The organism is Rhizobium sp. NZLR8 (genome assembly GCF_019685025.1).
In the GTDB taxonomy this organism is placed as follows: Bacteria; Pseudomonadota; Alphaproteobacteria; order Rhizobiales; family Rhizobiaceae; genus Rhizobium.
The window spans coordinates 237,199-252,598 of the sequence record NZ_JABDVY010000011.1 but is presented as its reverse complement, the minus strand read 5'-3'; the positions used below and the strand labels follow the sequence as shown (position 1 = coordinate 252,598).

13 protein-coding genes and 1 pseudogene are annotated in these 15,400 nt (G+C 61.1%); 10 read left to right on the top strand and 4 right to left on the bottom strand.

Going from position 1 to position 15,400, the window contains the following annotated elements:
• On the top strand, positions 1–259 hold a 259-nt coding region (locus HJB89_RS23320; protein WP_221132514.1), incomplete at its 5' end, for a hypothetical protein.
• Here the strand turns inward: HJB89_RS23320 and HJB89_RS23315 are convergent.
• Together HJB89_RS23315 and HJB89_RS23310 are read right to left on the bottom strand one after the other, a co-directional pair.
• Positions 240–1,695, bottom strand: a pseudogene (locus HJB89_RS23315) (UdgX family uracil-DNA binding protein). The gene HJB89_RS23320 and the pseudogene HJB89_RS23315 overlap by 20 nt on opposite strands.
• The gene (locus HJB89_RS23310; protein WP_221139774.1) at positions 1,695–2,927 is read right to left on the bottom strand and encodes a putative DNA modification/repair radical SAM protein; all 1,233 of its coding nucleotides are present in this window, start codon (positions 2,925–2,927) and stop codon (positions 1,695–1,697) included. Before HJB89_RS23310 ends, HJB89_RS23315 begins: the two are co-directional and overlap by 1 nt.
• Positions 2,928–3,181: 254 nt before the next feature.
• On the opposite strand from HJB89_RS23310, the gene greA reads away from it, so the two are divergent.
• Together greA and HJB89_RS23300 are read left to right on the top strand one after the other, a co-directional pair.
• On the top strand, positions 3,182–3,658 hold the full coding sequence (gene greA, locus HJB89_RS23305) for a transcription elongation factor GreA (RefSeq protein ID WP_164013475.1): 477 nt from the start codon (positions 3,182–3,184) through the stop codon (positions 3,656–3,658).
• Positions 3,659–3,685: 27 nt separating this feature from the next.
• Positions 3,686–4,744 carry a glycosyltransferase family 4 protein gene (locus HJB89_RS23300; protein ID WP_207581239.1) on the top strand — a complete coding sequence of 353 codons (1,059 nt, stop codon included), beginning with the start codon at positions 3,686–3,688 and terminating at the stop codon, positions 4,742–4,744.
• 62 nt (positions 4,745–4,806) lie between these two features.
• Here HJB89_RS23300 and HJB89_RS23295 read toward each other — a convergent pair whose 3' ends face one another.
• The gene (locus HJB89_RS23295; RefSeq protein WP_207581240.1) at positions 4,807–6,144 is read right to left on the bottom strand and encodes a dicarboxylate/amino acid:cation symporter; all 1,338 of its coding nucleotides are present in this window, start codon (positions 6,142–6,144) and stop codon (positions 4,807–4,809) included.
• Positions 6,145–6,366: 222 nt separating this feature from the next.
• On the opposite strand from HJB89_RS23295, the gene HJB89_RS23290 reads away from it, so the two are divergent.
• Positions 6,367–8,241: an ATP-binding protein gene (locus HJB89_RS23290; protein WP_221150577.1), complete on the top strand. Its 1,875-nt coding sequence runs from the start codon at positions 6,367–6,369 to the stop codon at positions 8,239–8,241.
• A 4-nt stretch (positions 8,242–8,245) separates the two neighbouring features.
• Positions 8,246–9,589 (top strand): sigma-54 dependent transcriptional regulator, encoded by a 1,344-nt coding sequence (locus HJB89_RS23285; RefSeq protein ID WP_207581242.1) that lies wholly within the window; start codon positions 8,246–8,248, stop codon positions 9,587–9,589.
• Positions 9,590–9,613: 24 nt separating this feature from the next.
• Here HJB89_RS23285 and HJB89_RS23280 read toward each other — a convergent pair whose 3' ends face one another.
• Complete coding sequence (locus HJB89_RS23280; RefSeq protein ID WP_164013485.1) at positions 9,614–10,081, bottom strand: Lrp/AsnC family transcriptional regulator; 468 nt, start codon at positions 10,079–10,081, stop codon at positions 9,614–9,616.
• 231 nt (positions 10,082–10,312) lie between these two features.
• Between HJB89_RS23280 and trxB the strand changes: the two genes are divergently transcribed.
• The 5 genes from trxB (at position 10,313) to HJB89_RS23255 (ending at position 15,371) form a co-directional block, all read left to right on the top strand.
• Positions 10,313–11,287: a thioredoxin-disulfide reductase gene (gene trxB / locus HJB89_RS23275; protein ID WP_207581243.1), complete on the top strand. Its 975-nt coding sequence runs from the start codon at positions 10,313–10,315 to the stop codon at positions 11,285–11,287.
• A 22-nt stretch (positions 11,288–11,309) separates the two neighbouring features.
• Positions 11,310–12,206: a LysR family transcriptional regulator VtlR gene (locus HJB89_RS23270; protein WP_003593139.1), complete on the top strand. Its 897-nt coding sequence runs from the start codon at positions 11,310–11,312 to the stop codon at positions 12,204–12,206.
• Positions 12,207–12,759: 553 nt separating this feature from the next.
• The gene (locus HJB89_RS23265; RefSeq protein WP_207581244.1) at positions 12,760–13,053 is read left to right on the top strand and encodes a helix-turn-helix transcriptional regulator; all 294 of its coding nucleotides are present in this window, start codon (positions 12,760–12,762) and stop codon (positions 13,051–13,053) included.
• 1 nt (position 13,054) lies between these two features.
• A complete protein-coding gene (locus HJB89_RS23260; RefSeq protein ID WP_221150576.1) occupies positions 13,055–14,221 on the top strand; it encodes an MFS transporter in 1,167 nt (388 codons plus the stop codon).
• A 25-nt stretch (positions 14,222–14,246) separates the two neighbouring features.
• Positions 14,247–15,371: an alkene reductase gene (locus HJB89_RS23255; RefSeq protein WP_207581246.1), complete on the top strand. Its 1,125-nt coding sequence runs from the start codon at positions 14,247–14,249 to the stop codon at positions 15,369–15,371.
• The last annotated feature ends 29 nt before the right edge of the window (positions 15,372–15,400 follow it).

The window sequence follows — 15,400 nt, the reverse complement described above, 5'->3', positions numbered from 1 at the left end:
AAGGTCGACATACGAAAACAGCGACCCCGTCCGATCATCCCCGCCGCGCATCCAAATTCCCTCGAAATCACTTGCAAGATGGAATCATGTGTCCAGCCCAAAAGCCAGTGGGTTTTTCAGCAGCCTGTTAGAGCAATTCCAGCAAAAGAGTGCCGCGGTTTTGCGTCCGGAATTGCCTAAGAACAAAGAGACAGCGCCATCGCTCGATGAGCGGTGGCGGCAGCTCAAGCGGAATCAATTTATTCGGCGGCTGTCATAAGCCGCTGAATTTTCATCATGTCCTCGCGAAATCGCGCGAGCTCCTCCGCCTTCAGCCGCTCGTCGGGGATACGCAGCAGATAGGATGGATGCACCGTCACGAAGAGCGTGCGTCCTCCATCGATCGCCATTGCTTTCCCCCTGACATCTTGCAGGCGCTGTTTGACATCGGTCAGCGCCGCGAGCGCCGTTGCCCCCATGGCAACGATGAGCTTCGGCTCGACCAGCCCCATCTCCAGATTGAGCCACCAGCGGCAGTGCTTTACCTCGCCCATATTAGGCTGCTGGTGGATACGGCGTTTGCCGCGCGGCTCATATTTGAAATGCTTGACGGCATTGGTAACGTAAAGCGTCGAGCGGTCGATGCCCGCCTCGGCGATCACCTGGTCGAGGAGCCGGCCGGCCGGACCGACGAAGGGGCGTCCTGCTATATCCTCCTGGTCGCCCGGCTGCTCGCCGACGAACATCACCTCTGCATCGCGCGGTCCCTCCCCGAAGACGGTCTGCGTCGCCTTGGCATGAAGCGGGCAGCGGGTGCAGACGTCAGCTTCCGCGCGCAACGCTTCCAGCGTGCCGGCCGGCGCCTCGGGTTCGGCAGGGATATTGCGCGCCGCGTCCTGCAGGCGGTCGTGAAAGGGCAGCGATTGCGTCGCCTCGCGCGCGGCCATGGCCCGCACCTTGCTCTCCGCCGATGCGATCAGCCCGGGGATGAGGTCGGCCTCCGGCAGGTTCTTCCAATATTTTTTTGGCATTTCCGCTTGCATCGCCTTCAGCTTCAATCGCGCCGGGGTTGAAGATGCTGGCATAGTAGGTGCGCCAGAGTTCATCGGTGGCATCGGTGAGATTGGGCTTCTCGCATGGCGCGTCGCTCATCGTCAGCCGCTCGCCGTCCCAGGCGGCCGACCCCTTGGGCGTGACGATCAGCCAATCCATGTCAGTGAAACGGCGCTGGAAGAAGGGCGCCGTGCGCCGGACGATATGGTGGTCCGGCTCAAACCAGGCGAGGAATTTTCGACGATCTGCCGTTGCGGCACCAACCTCCTTGAAGCGGACGAAAGCGGTCATCTTGTGCGCGTCACGCCGAACGTTTTTCGCCATCAGCCGGGCCCGCACGACGTCCTCGTCGGAGGCCACTTCCAGCAATTGCCGGTCCAGTTGCAGTCGCCAGAGCAGTCGGTAAAGCAACGAGAACCGTGCCGGATCGGAATTGCAGAGAACCGTTTCCGCCAGCTCGATGAAGGCTGGCGGCACCGTCATCGGCTTGCGTGTTATCGCAGGCGTCGGCGGCATGGCGTCGCGTTGAAATGCAAGATCCGGCTCCGCGGCTTTTTCGCGCCAATCGATTTCATCAGGCAATATGCCGGCGGCGGCAAAAGCGCGCGCGGCATCGCGCCATTCGGCAAGCTCGCCCCGTCCTGCAAGCACGACCCGGCGCATCACAGCAACGACAATTGTTCGGGTTTCGGCTCGAACATGGCGCGAAGGTCCGGCCGGTCGATCAGCCGGCGCGGCGACCAGCCTTCCGCCGAGATGAAAGATCGGACCTTCTTGATCGACACGCCGAGCCGCGAGAGATCGTCGAGCCGCAGGCGACGAAACCGGCGTGCCGAAACGATCGCTTTGACGGTCTTGGTCCCCAGACCCGGCACACGCAGCAACCGCTCGCGCTCGGCCCTGTTGATATCAACAGGAAAATCGGCGCGGTTGGCGAGCGCCCAGGCAAGTTTGGGGTCGAGGTTCAGATCGAGCATGCCGCCTGCCTGGTTGGCGGTGACCTCATCGATGCCGAAACCATAGAATCGATAGAGCCAGTCGGCCTGATAGAGCCGGTGTTCGCGCATCAGCGGCGGTTTGATCAGCGGCAGGTTTTTGGACGAATCCGGGATCGGGCTGAAGGCGGAATAATAGACACGCTTCAGGCCGTAGCTGCTGTAAAGCCTGCCGCTGGTCGCCAGGATCGTCGCATCGTTCGCTCCGTCGGCGCCAACGATCATCTGCGTGCTCTGGCCGGCCGGCACGAAACGCTGACGCTTCTTTGTCTGCAGCGTCGGTTCGCCGGCGGCTTCGATCTTCAGCCTGAGATCGCCCATTGATCGGCGGATATTGGCGGGTTTCTTTTCCGGCGCAAAGCGGCTGATGCCGTTATCCGTCGGCAACTCGATATTGAGCGACAGCCGGTCGGCATAGAGTCCCGCCTCCTCGATAAGACGCGGCGATGCTTCGGGGATTGATTTCAAATGGATATAGCCGCTAAAATTATGCGTCACACGCAGTTCGCGGACGATGCGGACCATCTCTTCCATCGTGTAGTCGGACGAACGAATAATGCCCGAGGAAAGAAACAGGCCTTCGATATAGTTGCGGCGGTAGAATTCCAGCGTCAGCCAGATGACCTCCTCGGGCGTGAAGCGCGCCCGTTCGACATTGCTCGACGAACGATTGACGCAATAGGCGCAGTCGTAGACGCAGAAATTGGTCAGCAATATTTTGAGAAGCGAAATGCATCGCCCATCCGGGGCATAGGCATGGCAGATGCCGGACCCCTCGGTCGAGCCGAGCCCGCCGCTTGCCGCCGAATCGCGTTTCACCGTGCCGCTGGACGCGCAGGAAGCATCATATTTCGCTGCGTCGGAAAGGATGGCCAAGCGTTCTGTTAGCGACTTCTTCATTAGAATGTTCACTATATGTTCCTTAGAGCAAAGTCAACCGCGGTGGTCCGATCTTTTGCCGGTTTTTGCGACGGACGACCCGCTGTCGCGGCGGCTCGCATTTCGTATATCCGAATTTTCTGGAAATCGGCCTTGGCGATCTGCTATAAGCACTTAACTAGGATTGTGGCACGGTTCCGAAGCTCCCCTTCGGGACCTGTTTTCTTTTGTGTTTGCGCCTAACTGCGTGGATACAAGGAGTGAAGGACAGAAAAATGGTTGAAAAGGTACCAATGACACCGGGTGGCTTCGTCAAGCTGCAGGAAGAACTGCGCTGGCGTCAGCAGGAGGAGCGCCCTCGAATCATCGAGGCGATCGCCGAAGCCCGTGCCCATGGCGACCTTTCCGAAAACGCCGAATATCACGCCGCCAAGGAAGCCCAGAGCCACAATGAAGGCCGCATCAGCGAACTGGAAGACCTGACGGCGCGCGCCGAGGTCATCGACCTGACGAAGATGTCGGGCGACAAGATCAAGTTCGGCGCCAAGGTGAAGCTCGTCGACGAGGACACCGAGGAAGAAAAGACCTACCAGATCGTCGGTGACCAGGAAGCCGACGTCAAGGCCGGCCGCATCTCCATCTCCTCCCCGATCGCCCGTGCGCTGATCGGCAAGGAGGTCGGCGATTCCATCGAGGTCAATGCGCCCGGCGGCGCCAAGGCCTACGAAATCCTCCAGGTTTCCTGGGGCTGATTGGCCGCCAGATACGAGACCCCTCCCGTGCCGGACATTCGTGACGTCGAGATCATCGCGCCCAATTTCAAGCGCCGGCTCTCCGGCGTCACCTCGACCATCGTCCAGCTCATCCCCTGCCAGATCCGGCTCGGCATCAGGATCGCAACTCTCGGTCCCGGCCTGCCGGAGGGCCTGCCGAAACTGAGATGGTCACAGCTCCTCGGCCTCTGGCGCCAGCCGGCGCGCCGGCGCCAGCGCGTCTGGCACGCCCGCCGCAACAACGAGATGGCCGTCGGCATAATGCTTCGCCATCTCCTGCGCATGCAGCTGAAGCTGCTTTTCACCTCGGCCGCCCAACGCCGCCATACCGCCTATACGAAATGGCTGATCCGCCGCATGGACGCTGTTATCGCGACCAGCGACCGTTCCGGCTCGTTCCTCGAGGTGCCGCACACGGTCATCCAGCACGGCGTCGACCTTGCCCTGTTCCATCCGCCGGAAACGACAGACGACGGCATCGCCGCTGCCGGTCTGCCCGGCCGCCATCTCGTCGGCTGCTTCGGCCGCGTGCGCCATCAGAAGGGCACCGATCTTTTCGTGCAGGCGATGATCGAACTTTTGCCGCAGCATCCCGAGTGGACGGCGGTCGTCTCCGGCCGGGTAACGGCGGAGCACACGGCATTCGCAGACAGGCTCAAGGCCGATGTCGCCGCCGCCGGGCTTAGCGACCGTATCCTCTTCCTCGGCGAAGTGCCTGATATCAAGGTCTGGTATCGCCGCCTGACGCTTTACGTCGCCCCCTCCAGAAACGAGGGCTTCGGCCTGACGCCACTCGAAGCCATGGCCTCGCGCACTGCCGTCGTGGCATCGGACGCGGGCGCCTATTCCGAACTCGTCGTCACGGGCGAGACAGGGGCGGTGATCGCCGCCGGCGATGGCAAGGCGCTGAGTCGGGCCATCGCCCCCTATATCGCAGATCCCGGTCTGGCGATCGCGCATGGCGAGAATGCACTGCGTCATGTCAGGGCGCACTTCGCGCTGGAGAAGGAAGCGAGTGCGATCGGCGCCGTTTACGACCGGCTTCTTGGCGACAATAACCGCTGATGCAGAAAGAGAAACGGCCCGTCGAATAACGGGCCGCTCCGTAGATGCGATGAAGTGACTGGTTATTCGGCGGGCTGGAGACCTGCGGCCGAAATATCCTCACCGGTCTGGCCGCCCAACGCTCTGGCAAGCTGCGCGGTATCCAACTCGTTTTCCCAACGCGCCACGACGATCGTCGCCACGGCATTGCCGACGAGGTTGGTCAGCGCCCGGCATTCCGACATGAAGCGGTCGATGCCGAGGATGAGCGCCATGCCGGCGACCGGCACGGAGGGCACGACGGAAAGTGTGGCGGCAAGCGTGATGAAGCCGGCGCCGGTGATACCAGCCGCACCCTTCGAGCTCAGCATCGCGACCAGCAACAGCAGGATCTGGTCACCCCAGGAGAGATTGATGCCGGTTGCCTGGGCAATGAACAGGGCCGCCAGCGTCATATAGATGTTGGTGCCATCGAGATTGAAGGAATAGCCGGTCGGGATCACGAGACCGACGACCGAGCGCTTACAGCCGGCCTTTTCCATCTTGTTCATCAGCCCCGGAAGTGCGGCCTCCGAAGACGAGGTGCCGAGAACCAGCAGCAGCTCTTCCTTGATATAGCGCAGCAGCGCCAAGATCGAGAAGCCGTTATAGCGGGCGACGGCGCCGAGAACGACGAGGACGAAGAGCAGCGAGGTGAGGTAGAAGGTGCCGATCAGCATGGCGAGGTTGGCGATCGATCCGATGCCATACTTGCCGATGGTGAAGGCCATGGCGCCGAAAGCGCCGATCGGGGCGGCCTTCATGAGGATGGCGACGAGCTTGAAGACCGGAGCCGTCAGGGCATTGAGGAAATTGACGACCTGCTCGCCCTTTTCGCCGACCATAGCCAGCGCGATGCCGAACAGCACCGAGAAGAACAGCACCTGCAGAATGTCGCCATCGGCAAAAGCGCCGACGATCGTCGTCGGAATGATGTTGGTCAGAAAGCCGACGATGCTCTGCTCGTGCGCCTTCGAGGCAAAGGTGGCGACGGCGGCGGGATCCAGCGAAGCCGGATCGATGTTCATGCCGGCGCCGGGCTGGACGACATTGGCGACGATCATGCCGATGACCAGCGCCAACGTCGAGAAGGTTAGGAAGTACAACATCGCCTTGCCGGCAACGCGGCCGACCTTCTTAAGGTCGCTCATGCCGGCAATGCCGGTCGCTACCGTCAGGAAGATGACCGGCGCGATGATCATCTTGACGAGCTTGATGAAGGCATCACCAAGCGGTTTCAGCTGGGCGCCGAGTTCGGGGTAGAAATGGCCGAGAACGATACCGGCGGCGATGGCCGCAAGAACCTGAACGTAAAGATGGGTGTAAAAGGGCTTCTTTTTGCCCTTGCTGTCTGCGACTGCATCGAATGGTGCTGCGATCATGATATCCTCCTATGGCTCGTCCGGAACGAACTCCGGCCTCCCGAGCCTTCGCTTCAATCCAACAGCTCAGCCGTTGTTGCCATTTTCTTCGCAATCACCGTGCCAGTTTCGAGTGTTTTTATAACCTTTTGATTTTTTTAAATAAAAATTTCAGGAGGCCCGGCGCACTCATGGACAAAATGCGGAAATCCGCACAAATCCATTTGCATCCAGTGCAGAAAAATGCACAAATCCGCCATGTCCTTGTCTGTCTCGCAAAGGCTGTGGCCTGCCCTGCCTCTGCACCACCGCATCCGCCGGATGTGGTGGGCCTATGCGGTGATCGCACTGCTTGCCGTCGTCGCAAGTCTCTGGGCCGGCGGCGAGATCGGCCGGCACCGGGCGGAGGCTGCCCTTGAGGAACAGGCCCGCATGGATGCGAGGCTGAATGCGGCTTTGCTGCGCACCGTTCTTGAGAAATACCGGGCCCTGCCCTTCGTGCTGTCGCAGGACGCTGCACTCGCCGCGGCACTGGCGGGAAACGATGCCGGCACGTTCGAGCGGCTCAGTCAGAAGCTGGAAAAGCTGGCGGCGGGCACGAAGGCTGCCGTCATCTATGTCATCGACAAGGACGGCATGGCTGTTTCGGCCAGCAACTGGCGCGAACCGACGAGTTTCGTCGGCAATGATTACCGCTTCCGGGAGTATTTTCGAGGCGCGGCCGAAAGAGGACAGGCCGAGCACTTCGCGCTCGGCACGGTCAGCAAAAAACCGGGTCTCTATATCTCCCAGCGGATTTCGAGCAGCAATGGCCTGCTGGGTGTCGTTGTGGTCAAGGTCGAATTCGACGACGTCGAGGCGGATTGGAATGCCTCGAACACCCCGTCCTACGTCGTTGACAAGCGCGGCATTGTTCTGATCACCAGTATTCCATCATGGCGGTTCATGACGATCGGTCGGATCGCCGAAGACCGGTTGACCGCGATCCGCGAAAGCCTTCAATTCGGCGCTGCACCGCTTCAGCCCCTGCCGCTGGATTTCGTCCGGAACCTCGGCGACGGCCTTGATGTCGCTGAGATCGTCATGCCCGGCGATGCCGGAAAAACCAGGTTTCTCGATGTCGGGATGCCGGTTCCTGCAACCGGCTGGCAGCTGCAGCATCTCGTGGCGCTTGGGCCATCCATCGATGCGGGAATTCGCGAAGCCCGTATGCTGGCCTTGCTCATACTCTTGCCGCTGCTGGCGGGAGCAGCGTTTCTGCTGCGCCGGCGCCATGCGATCACCTTGCGGATTTTCGGAGAACAGCAGGCGCGAGAGGAGTTGGAACGGCGCGTCGCCGAGCGGACCCTGGATCTCAGCCAGGCGCGCGATCGGCTGCAGGCTGAAATCATCGGCCATAAGAGCACCGAACAGCGGCTGCAGGCCGTGCAGCAGGATCTGGTGCAGGCCAACCGGCTGGCAATTCTCGGTCAGGTGGCCGCCGGCGTCGCTCATGAGATCAACCAGCCGGTGGCGACCATCCGTGCCTATGCGGACAACGCCCGCACCTTCCTCGCTCGCGGGCAGGCCGCACCTGCCGGTGAAAATCTCGAAAGCATCGCGGCTTTGACGGAGCGCATAGGTTCGATCACCGAGGAGCTGAAGAGTTTTGCCCGAAAGGGTCGCGGCAGCGCCGAGCCCACAGGATTGAAGGATGTGATCGAGGGCGCGGTGATGCTGTTGCGCAGCCGGTTTGCCGGTCGCATGGATACGCTCGACATCGACCTGCCGCCGGCCGAACTGCGGGTCATGGGAAACCGCATCCGTCTCGAGCAGGTGCTCATCAATCTGCTTCAGAACGCCCTGGAGGCGGTGGCGCCGAAGGCCGGAGAGGGTCGTGTCGAGGTCAGGACATCAGCCGATGCAGACATGGTAACGGTGACGGTCGCCGACAACGGCCCCGGTATTCCGCGGGATATCCGCAAGGGCCTGTTCACGCCGTTCAATACCTCGAAGGAAAGCGGTCTCGGCCTGGGGCTGGTCATCTCCAAGGATATTGTCGGCGATTACGGCGGCCGGATGGAGGTCGCCAGCGACAGCAGTGGAACCCGGTTCATCGTTCATCTGAGGAAGGCTTGAGGTCATGGCCACAATGATGCCCGTTGCCCTGATCGACGACGACAAGGATCTGCGCCGCGCCACCGCCCAGACGCTCGAACTCGCCGGATTCTCCGTTTTCGCCTATGAGGGAGCGAAGGCCGCGCTGGCCGACCTGTCAGCCGACTTTGCCGGCTCCATCGTCACCGATATCCGCATGCCGGAGATCGACGGGCTGCAACTCTTCGCCACGCTGCAGACCATGGATGTTGACCTGCCGGTGATCCTGATGACAGGACACGGCGATATTCCGATGGCGGTTCAGGCAATCCAAGACGGTGCTTATGACTTCATCGCCAAGCCCTTCGCAGCCGATCGGCTCGTCCAAAGCGTTCGTCGCGCCAGCGAGAAGCGGCGGCTTATCCTGGAAAACCGCATGCTGCGCAAAGCTGCCGAGGATGCGCAGGAGAATTCGCCGCTGATCGGCCAGACGCCTGTCATGGAAAATTTGAGAAGAATTCTTCGCCACATCGCCGATACCGATGTCGACGTGCTTGTTGCCGGCGAGACGGGCAGCGGCAAGGAAGTGGTTGCTCAGATCCTGCATCAGTGGAGCCACCGCCGGAAGGGCAATTTCGTGGCGCTGAACTGCGGCGCCCTGCCCGAAACCGTCATCGAAAGCGAGTTGTTCGGCCACGAGGCCGGCGCCTTTACCGGCGCCCAAAAGCGCCGCACCGGCCGCATCGAACATGCAGGCGGCGGCACGCTTTTCCTCGACGAGATCGAGAGCATGCCTGTTGCCACGCAGGTCAAGATGTTGAGGGTGCTGGAGATGCGCGAGATCACGCCGCTCGGCACCAATGAGGTACGCCCGGTCGATCTGCGCGTCGTCGCGGCTGCCAAGATCGACCTCGGGGATCCCGCTGTGCGGGGGGAATTTCGCGAGGATCTCTATTACAGGCTGAATGTCGTGACGATCTCCATTCCGCCGCTGCGAGAACGCCGCGACGACATTCCGCTGCTGTTTTCCCACTTCGCCGCCCGCGCCGCAGAACGCTTTCGCCGTGATGTCCCGCCACTTTCAGAGGGAGTGCGGCGACATCTCGCCTCGCATTCGTGGCCGGGCAATGTCCGCGAACTTTCGCATTATGCCGAACGCGTCGTGCTTGGCGTCGAAGGTGGAGCGCCGGCGGCCACTCCGCAGCCGACGGACGCCACGCTTCCCGAACGGCTGGAACGGTACGAGGCGGAGATCATCCGCGACGCGCTGTCGGCCAATGATGGCGACGTGCGTCGCACCATCGAGGCACTCGGCATTCCGAGAAAGACGTTCTACGACAAGCTTCAGCGCCACGGTATCAACCGGGGTGGCTATGCCGCTCGCAAATAAGCGGGAATAAAGTCCGACGTCGCGTCAGACTTCCACCAGCCCGAGCTTCTTCACCTGCCGGATCGTCAGCATGGTGCGCACGGTGTCGACGTGTTCGTTCGCGGTCAGAACCTCGATGACGAAATCTTGGAAGCGGGTGAGGTTCTCGGCCACGCAATGCAGCAGGAAATCGCTGTCGCCCGAGACCATCCAGGCCTGGCGCACCAGCGGCCATTCGGTGGTGGCGGCGGCGAAGGCCTTGAGATTGCCTTCCGACTGGTGCTTGAGGCCGACCATGCAAAAAGCGACGAGGTCGAAGCCGAGCCGCGGGCTGTTCAGCATCGCGTGGTAACCCTCGATGATGCCCGCTTCCTCGAGCTTGCGCACCCGGCGCAGGCATGGCGGCGCCGAGATGCCGACGCGATCGGCAAGCTCCACATTGGTCATGCGGCCGTCGGCCTGCAGCTCCCGGAGGATCTTTATGTCGATGACGTCGAGTTCGGCGCGACCCACATCATTGCCTTTCTTTAATTCTCCGCGGGGAGCTTCTATATAAAGCGGCGGAATACGCAAGAATGTTTCACGCCGATGACGGATTCTTGCACATCCGGGCGATTTGCCTTGTTGGTAACGCAAGGCTGCCCTTGAATAAAAGCATTGGACGTTCATAAATGGCCCATGGACCGCGAAACGGCCGCAATCGCCACTTAGCCGCCGCCATCCTGCCAGTCGAAAGGAAATGACATGCCCGCCCGCCACACCAAGGTGCTCATCATCGGTTCCGGACCCGCAGGCTATACCGCCGCGGTCTATGCCGCGCGCGCCATGCTGAAACCGGTTCTGATCGCCGGTCTCGAACAGGGCGGCCAGCTGATGATCACCACCGATGTGGAGAATTATCCGGGCTTTGCCGATCCGATCCAGGGTCCCTGGCTGATGGAACAGATGCTGCAGCAGGCAAAACATGTCGGCGCCGAGATCGTCAACGACGTCGTGACCGAAGTCGACATGAACCAGCGTCCCTTCGTCGCCCGCACCGACAGCGGCCAGGTCTGGACCGCTGATACGCTGATCATCGCCACCGGCGCCAAGGCCAAGTGGCTCGGCATCGAGAGCGAGCAGCATTTCCAGGGCTTCGGCGTTTCGGCTTGCGCCACCTGCGACGGTTTCTTCTATCGCAACAAGGATGTGATCGTGGTCGGCGGCGGCAACAGCGCGGTCGAGGAGGCGCTTTATCTCTCCAACATCGCCAAGTCGGTGACATTGGTTCACCGCCGCGACTTTTTCCGGGCCGAGAAGATCCTACAGGAACGCCTGTTCTCCAAGGATAATATCAAGGTGCTGTGGAACACCGAAGTGGCCGAAATCACCGGCACGCCGGCCAAGCCGCCGATGCCGCAATCTGTCTCCGGCGCGCGCCTGCGTGACGTCAGGACCGGCGCGATCACCGAGATGGTGGTCGACGGCGTCTTCGTTGCCATCGGCCATGCGCCGGCAACCGAGCTCTTCAAGGACAAACTGAAGCTGAAGGACAATGGTTATCTCTGGACCGCGCCTGATTCGACCGCGACCAGCCTGGAGGGGGTCTATGCCGCCGGCGACGTGACCGACGATACGTTCCGCCAGGCGATCACTGCCGCCGGCCTGGGGTGCATGGCAGCGCTTGAAGCCGAGCGATACCTGACGGGCCACATGCCCGTCGCCGTGGCCGCGGAGTAAGATCGGCATGAGGGGTGGGGGAATGCCATTGGATTGGGACAAGCTGCGTATTTTTCACGCAGCTGCCGAGGCGGGTTCGTTCACGCACGCGGCGGACAAACTGCATCTGTCCCAATCCGCCATCAGCCGCCAGGTCAGCGCGCTGGAGCAGGATGTCGGCACCAAGCTGTTTCATCGCCATGCGCGCGGCCTGATCCTGACGGAACAGGGTGAGCTGCTGTACCGCACTGCCCATGACGTGCTGCTGAAGCTTGAAACGGTGAAGATGCAGCTCACCGAGACCAATGAGACGCCGTCCGGCAAGCTGCGCGTCACCACGACGGTCGGCCTCGGGCAAGGCTGGCTGACGGACAAGATCCAGGAATTCCTGCAGCTCTATCCCGACGTACAGATCCAGCTGATCCTCGACAATGAGGAAGTAGACGTGAACATGCGCCATGCCGACTGCGCAATCCGCCTGCGCCAGCCGCAGCAATCCGACCTCATCCAGCGCAAACTGTTCACCGTGCACATGCACGTCTATGCGGCCCCCTCCTACATCAATCGCCATGGCGAGCCGCAGAAGATCGAGGATCTCGACAATCACCGCATCATCACTTTCGGCGAGCCGGCACCGAGTTACCTGCTCGACGTCAACTGGCTAGAGGTCGCCGGCCGTTCGTCAGACAACAAGCGAATCCCGCATCTGCAGATCAACAGCCAGACCTCGATCAAGCGCGCCGCCCTCCTCGGCATCGGTGTCGCCTGCCTGCCGGATTACATCGTCGGCCGCGACCCAGGCCTGATTCAGTTGGCGATCAATGCCGACGTTCCCTCCTTCGACACCTATTTCTGCTATCCCGACGAGATCAAGAACGCCGCCAAGCTGAAAGCTTTTCGCGATTTCATCGTCAGCAAGGCCAGAAACTGGAACTTTTGAGCCAGATTTATAGAATGATTTCCATACTATGCGGAATGCGCATAACTGGCATGCACAAATAAGGGTTGCCGTTTGCACATTAAACCACCATATCGCTTATAGCTGATGCACATGGTGGCTTTTCCTCCCAGTTCCACCGCATTAGCTGTTCCCCTCTGGAGGTTTTTGACCTTCACACTTATAAAGGGCCCTGGTTTTCCAGTGGCCCTCTTTTTTTGCCTTGCCTCCTCGGGAAATGCCGCACCGCAAAAAATTTGTGCGGCGCATAGCAGATATGCACAAAAAAGCATTGAAACCTGCCCAAGGAAGCACCATATCCCTCTCAGCTGATGCATCTTGTGGTTTCTCTCCCAGTACCACCGCATTAGCTGTTCCCCTCTGGAGGTTTTTAACCTTCACAATTATAAGGGCCCTGGTTTTCCGGTGGCCCTCTTTTTTTGCCCAAAATTTACCCAATCCATAAAACTCGCCGCCTCACGCCTCCGTGATTTGCATATCGACGTCCAACGATCGATATATCGATAGAACACGATTTATAGTTCGGTGAATAACGATGGAAAAAGACGAGATCATCAAGGCACTCGCCCATCCGACCCGGATGGAAATTCTGAACTGGCTGAAAAATCCAGAGCAACATTTCCCCTCGCAGGAGCATCCTTTCGAAATGGGCGTCTGCGCCAGCCAGTTCGAGCGCTGCGGCCTGTCGCAGTCGACGGTCTCGGCCCATTTGGGAACGCTGCACCGCGCCGGCCTCGTAAGCACAAAACGTGTGGGACAGTGGATTTTCTACAAACGCAACGAAGAAACGATCGCCGCCTTCCTGAAGCAACTGACGCAGGACCTTTAGAATGCCCCTCGCCCTCCTCGTTCTCGCCTTGAGCTCGTTTGCGATAGGCACCACCGAATTCGTCATCATGGGTCTGTTGCCCGAGGTCGCCGCCGATCTCTCGGTCAGTATCCCGCAGGCCGGATGGCTGGTGACCGGTTATGCGCTGGCGGTGGCCATCGGCGCCCCGGTAATGGCTGTTTCGACTGCGAAGCTGAAGCGCCGCACCGCCCTGATCGCGCTGATGGCCTTCTTCGTCGCTGGCAACCTGCTCTGCGCGCTGGCGAGCGACTACTGGGTGCTGATGATCGCCCGCGTCGTGACCGCGCTTTGCCACGGCGCCTTCTTCGGCATCGGTTCGGTCGTTGCCGCCGGGCTCGTCGCCGAAGACCGCAAGGCCCGCGCAGTCGCACTGATGTTTACCGGCCTGACGCTTGCCAACGTTCTCGGCGTACCGCTCGGCACCGCAATCGGCCAAGCCTATGGCTGGCGCGCCACCTTTGGGGTCGTCACCGTCATCGGCGTCGTCACCATTCTCGGCCTGATCGCCATCCTGCCCAGGGATACGCAGCAGGAAAACGGCAGTATCCTGCGCGAAATCGCGGCGCTCAGGAATGGCCGCCTGTGGCTGGCGCTCTCCACCACCGTCTTCTTCGCTGCCTCGATGTTCGCCCTCTTCACCTATCTCGCCCCGTTGCTGCGCGACGTCACCGATGTTTCGCCGGAAGGCGTCACCTGGACGCTGTTCCTGATCGGCCTCGGACTGACCATCGGCAATCTCGTCGGCGGCAAACTTGCCGACTGGCGTCTTGGCGCGACGCTTGCCGGCGTCTTCGCCGCGATCGCCCTCACCTCGATCGTCTTCAGTTATACGAGCCGCTTCTTAATCCCGGCTGAAATCACGCTCTTCCTCTGGGCACTAGCAAGCTTCGCCGCCGTGCCGGCGCTCCAGGTCGGCGTCGTCAGCTTCGGCAAGGACGCCCCGAACCTGGTTTCAACCATTAATATCGGCGCCTTCAACACCGGCAATGCACTCGGCGCCTGGGTTGGCGGCCTCGTCATCGATGCCGGCTTCGATCTCACCCGCGTGCCGCTCGCCGCAGCCTTAATGGCCCTGATCGGCCTCGGCGCGACGGCGCTCACCTATCTCTCCGCCCGGGGCCGAGCCGCCCTCGCCCCCGCCGAGTGATCCTCCCGCAAAAGAAAGGACCATCATGGCCAAGCTTTTCGAACCCACCAAGGTCGGCGATATCGCAGTCAAGAACCGGATCGTCATGGCGCCGCTCACCCGCAACCGCTCGCCGGGCGCCATCCCGAACGACCTCAACGTCGAATATTACCGCCAGCGCGCTACGGCTGGCCTGATCATCACCGAAGCGACAGCGATCACCCATCAGGGCCAGGGTTATGCCAACGTGCCCGGTCTCTATAGCAAAGAGGCTCTCGACGGCTGGAAGCGCGTAACCAACGCGGTCCATACAGCAGGCGGCAAGATCGTCGTCCAGATGTGGCATGTCGGCCGCATCTCGCACACGACGCTGCAGCCGAACGGCGGCAAGCCGGTCTCTTCGACCGACCGCGTCGCCAAGGCCAAGACCTATCTGGTCAACGGCGACGGCAGCGGCAGCTTTGCCGACACCTCCGAGCCGCGCGCGCTCGAAACTACCGAAATCCCCGGTATCGTCGAAGATTACCGCAAGGCCGCCCGCGCGGCGATTGACGCCGGTTTCGACGGCGTCGAGATCCATGGCGCCAACGGCTACCTGCTCGACCAGTTCATCCGCGACGGCGTCAACGAGCGCACCGACCAATATGGCGGCTCGATGGAAAACCGCACCCGTCTGACCTTCGAGGTCGTCGATGCCGTTGTGAGCGAAATCGGCGCAGGCCGCACCGCGATCCGCATCTCACCGGTGACGCCATCGGGTGAAAGCTACGATTCCGATCCGCAGGCGACCTTCACCCATGTCGTCGAAGGTCTGGCAAAATACGATCTCGCCTATATCCATGTGATCGAAGGCCAGACCGGTGGTGATCGCGACTACCGCCAGGGCGACAATCCGTCCTTCGACTATAAGGCGTTGCGCGAGGCTTATGAAACGGCCGGCGGCAAGGCCGACTGGATGGTCAATAACGGTTATGACCGGGAACTGGCGGTCGACGCCATTGAAAGTGGCCGCGTGGATCTCGTCGCCTTCGGCAAGCCCTTCATCGCCAATCCCGATCTTGTCGAACGGCTGGCGAAGAACTTGCCGCTCAACACGCCAGACCAGTCGACCTTCTATGGCGGCACCGCCAAGGGTTATGTCGATTACCCCGTCCTCGAAAAGGTCGCCTGAGCCTTTCCACGCCAACGCGAATCCCGCCG

What these genes read in the sequence shown, in the direction of transcription:
- HJB89_RS23310 (WP_221139774.1), bottom strand. Translation starts at nt 2,927, where the DNA reads ATGAAGAAGTCGCTAACAGAACGCTTGGCCATCCTTTCCGACGCAGCG.
- greA (WP_164013475.1), top strand. Translation starts at nt 3,182, where the DNA reads ATGGTTGAAAAGGTACCAATGACACCGGGTGGCTTCGTCAAGCTGCAG.
- HJB89_RS23295 (WP_207581240.1), bottom strand. Translation starts at nt 6,144, where the DNA reads ATGATCGCAGCACCATTCGATGCAGTCGCAGACAGCAAGGGCAAAAAG.
- HJB89_RS23290 (WP_221150577.1), top strand. Translation starts at nt 6,367, where the DNA reads ATGCACAAATCCGCCATGTCCTTGTCTGTCTCGCAAAGGCTGTGGCCT.
- HJB89_RS23285 (WP_207581242.1), top strand. Translation starts at nt 8,246, where the DNA reads ATGGCCACAATGATGCCCGTTGCCCTGATCGACGACGACAAGGATCTG.
- trxB (WP_207581243.1), top strand. Translation starts at nt 10,313, where the DNA reads ATGCCCGCCCGCCACACCAAGGTGCTCATCATCGGTTCCGGACCCGCA.
- HJB89_RS23270 (WP_003593139.1), top strand. Translation starts at nt 11,310, where the DNA reads ATGCCATTGGATTGGGACAAGCTGCGTATTTTTCACGCAGCTGCCGAG.
- HJB89_RS23265 (WP_207581244.1), top strand. Translation starts at nt 12,760, where the DNA reads ATGGAAAAAGACGAGATCATCAAGGCACTCGCCCATCCGACCCGGATG.
- HJB89_RS23260 (WP_221150576.1), top strand. Translation starts at nt 13,055, where the DNA reads ATGCCCCTCGCCCTCCTCGTTCTCGCCTTGAGCTCGTTTGCGATAGGC.
- HJB89_RS23255 (WP_207581246.1), top strand. Translation starts at nt 14,247, where the DNA reads ATGGCCAAGCTTTTCGAACCCACCAAGGTCGGCGATATCGCAGTCAAG.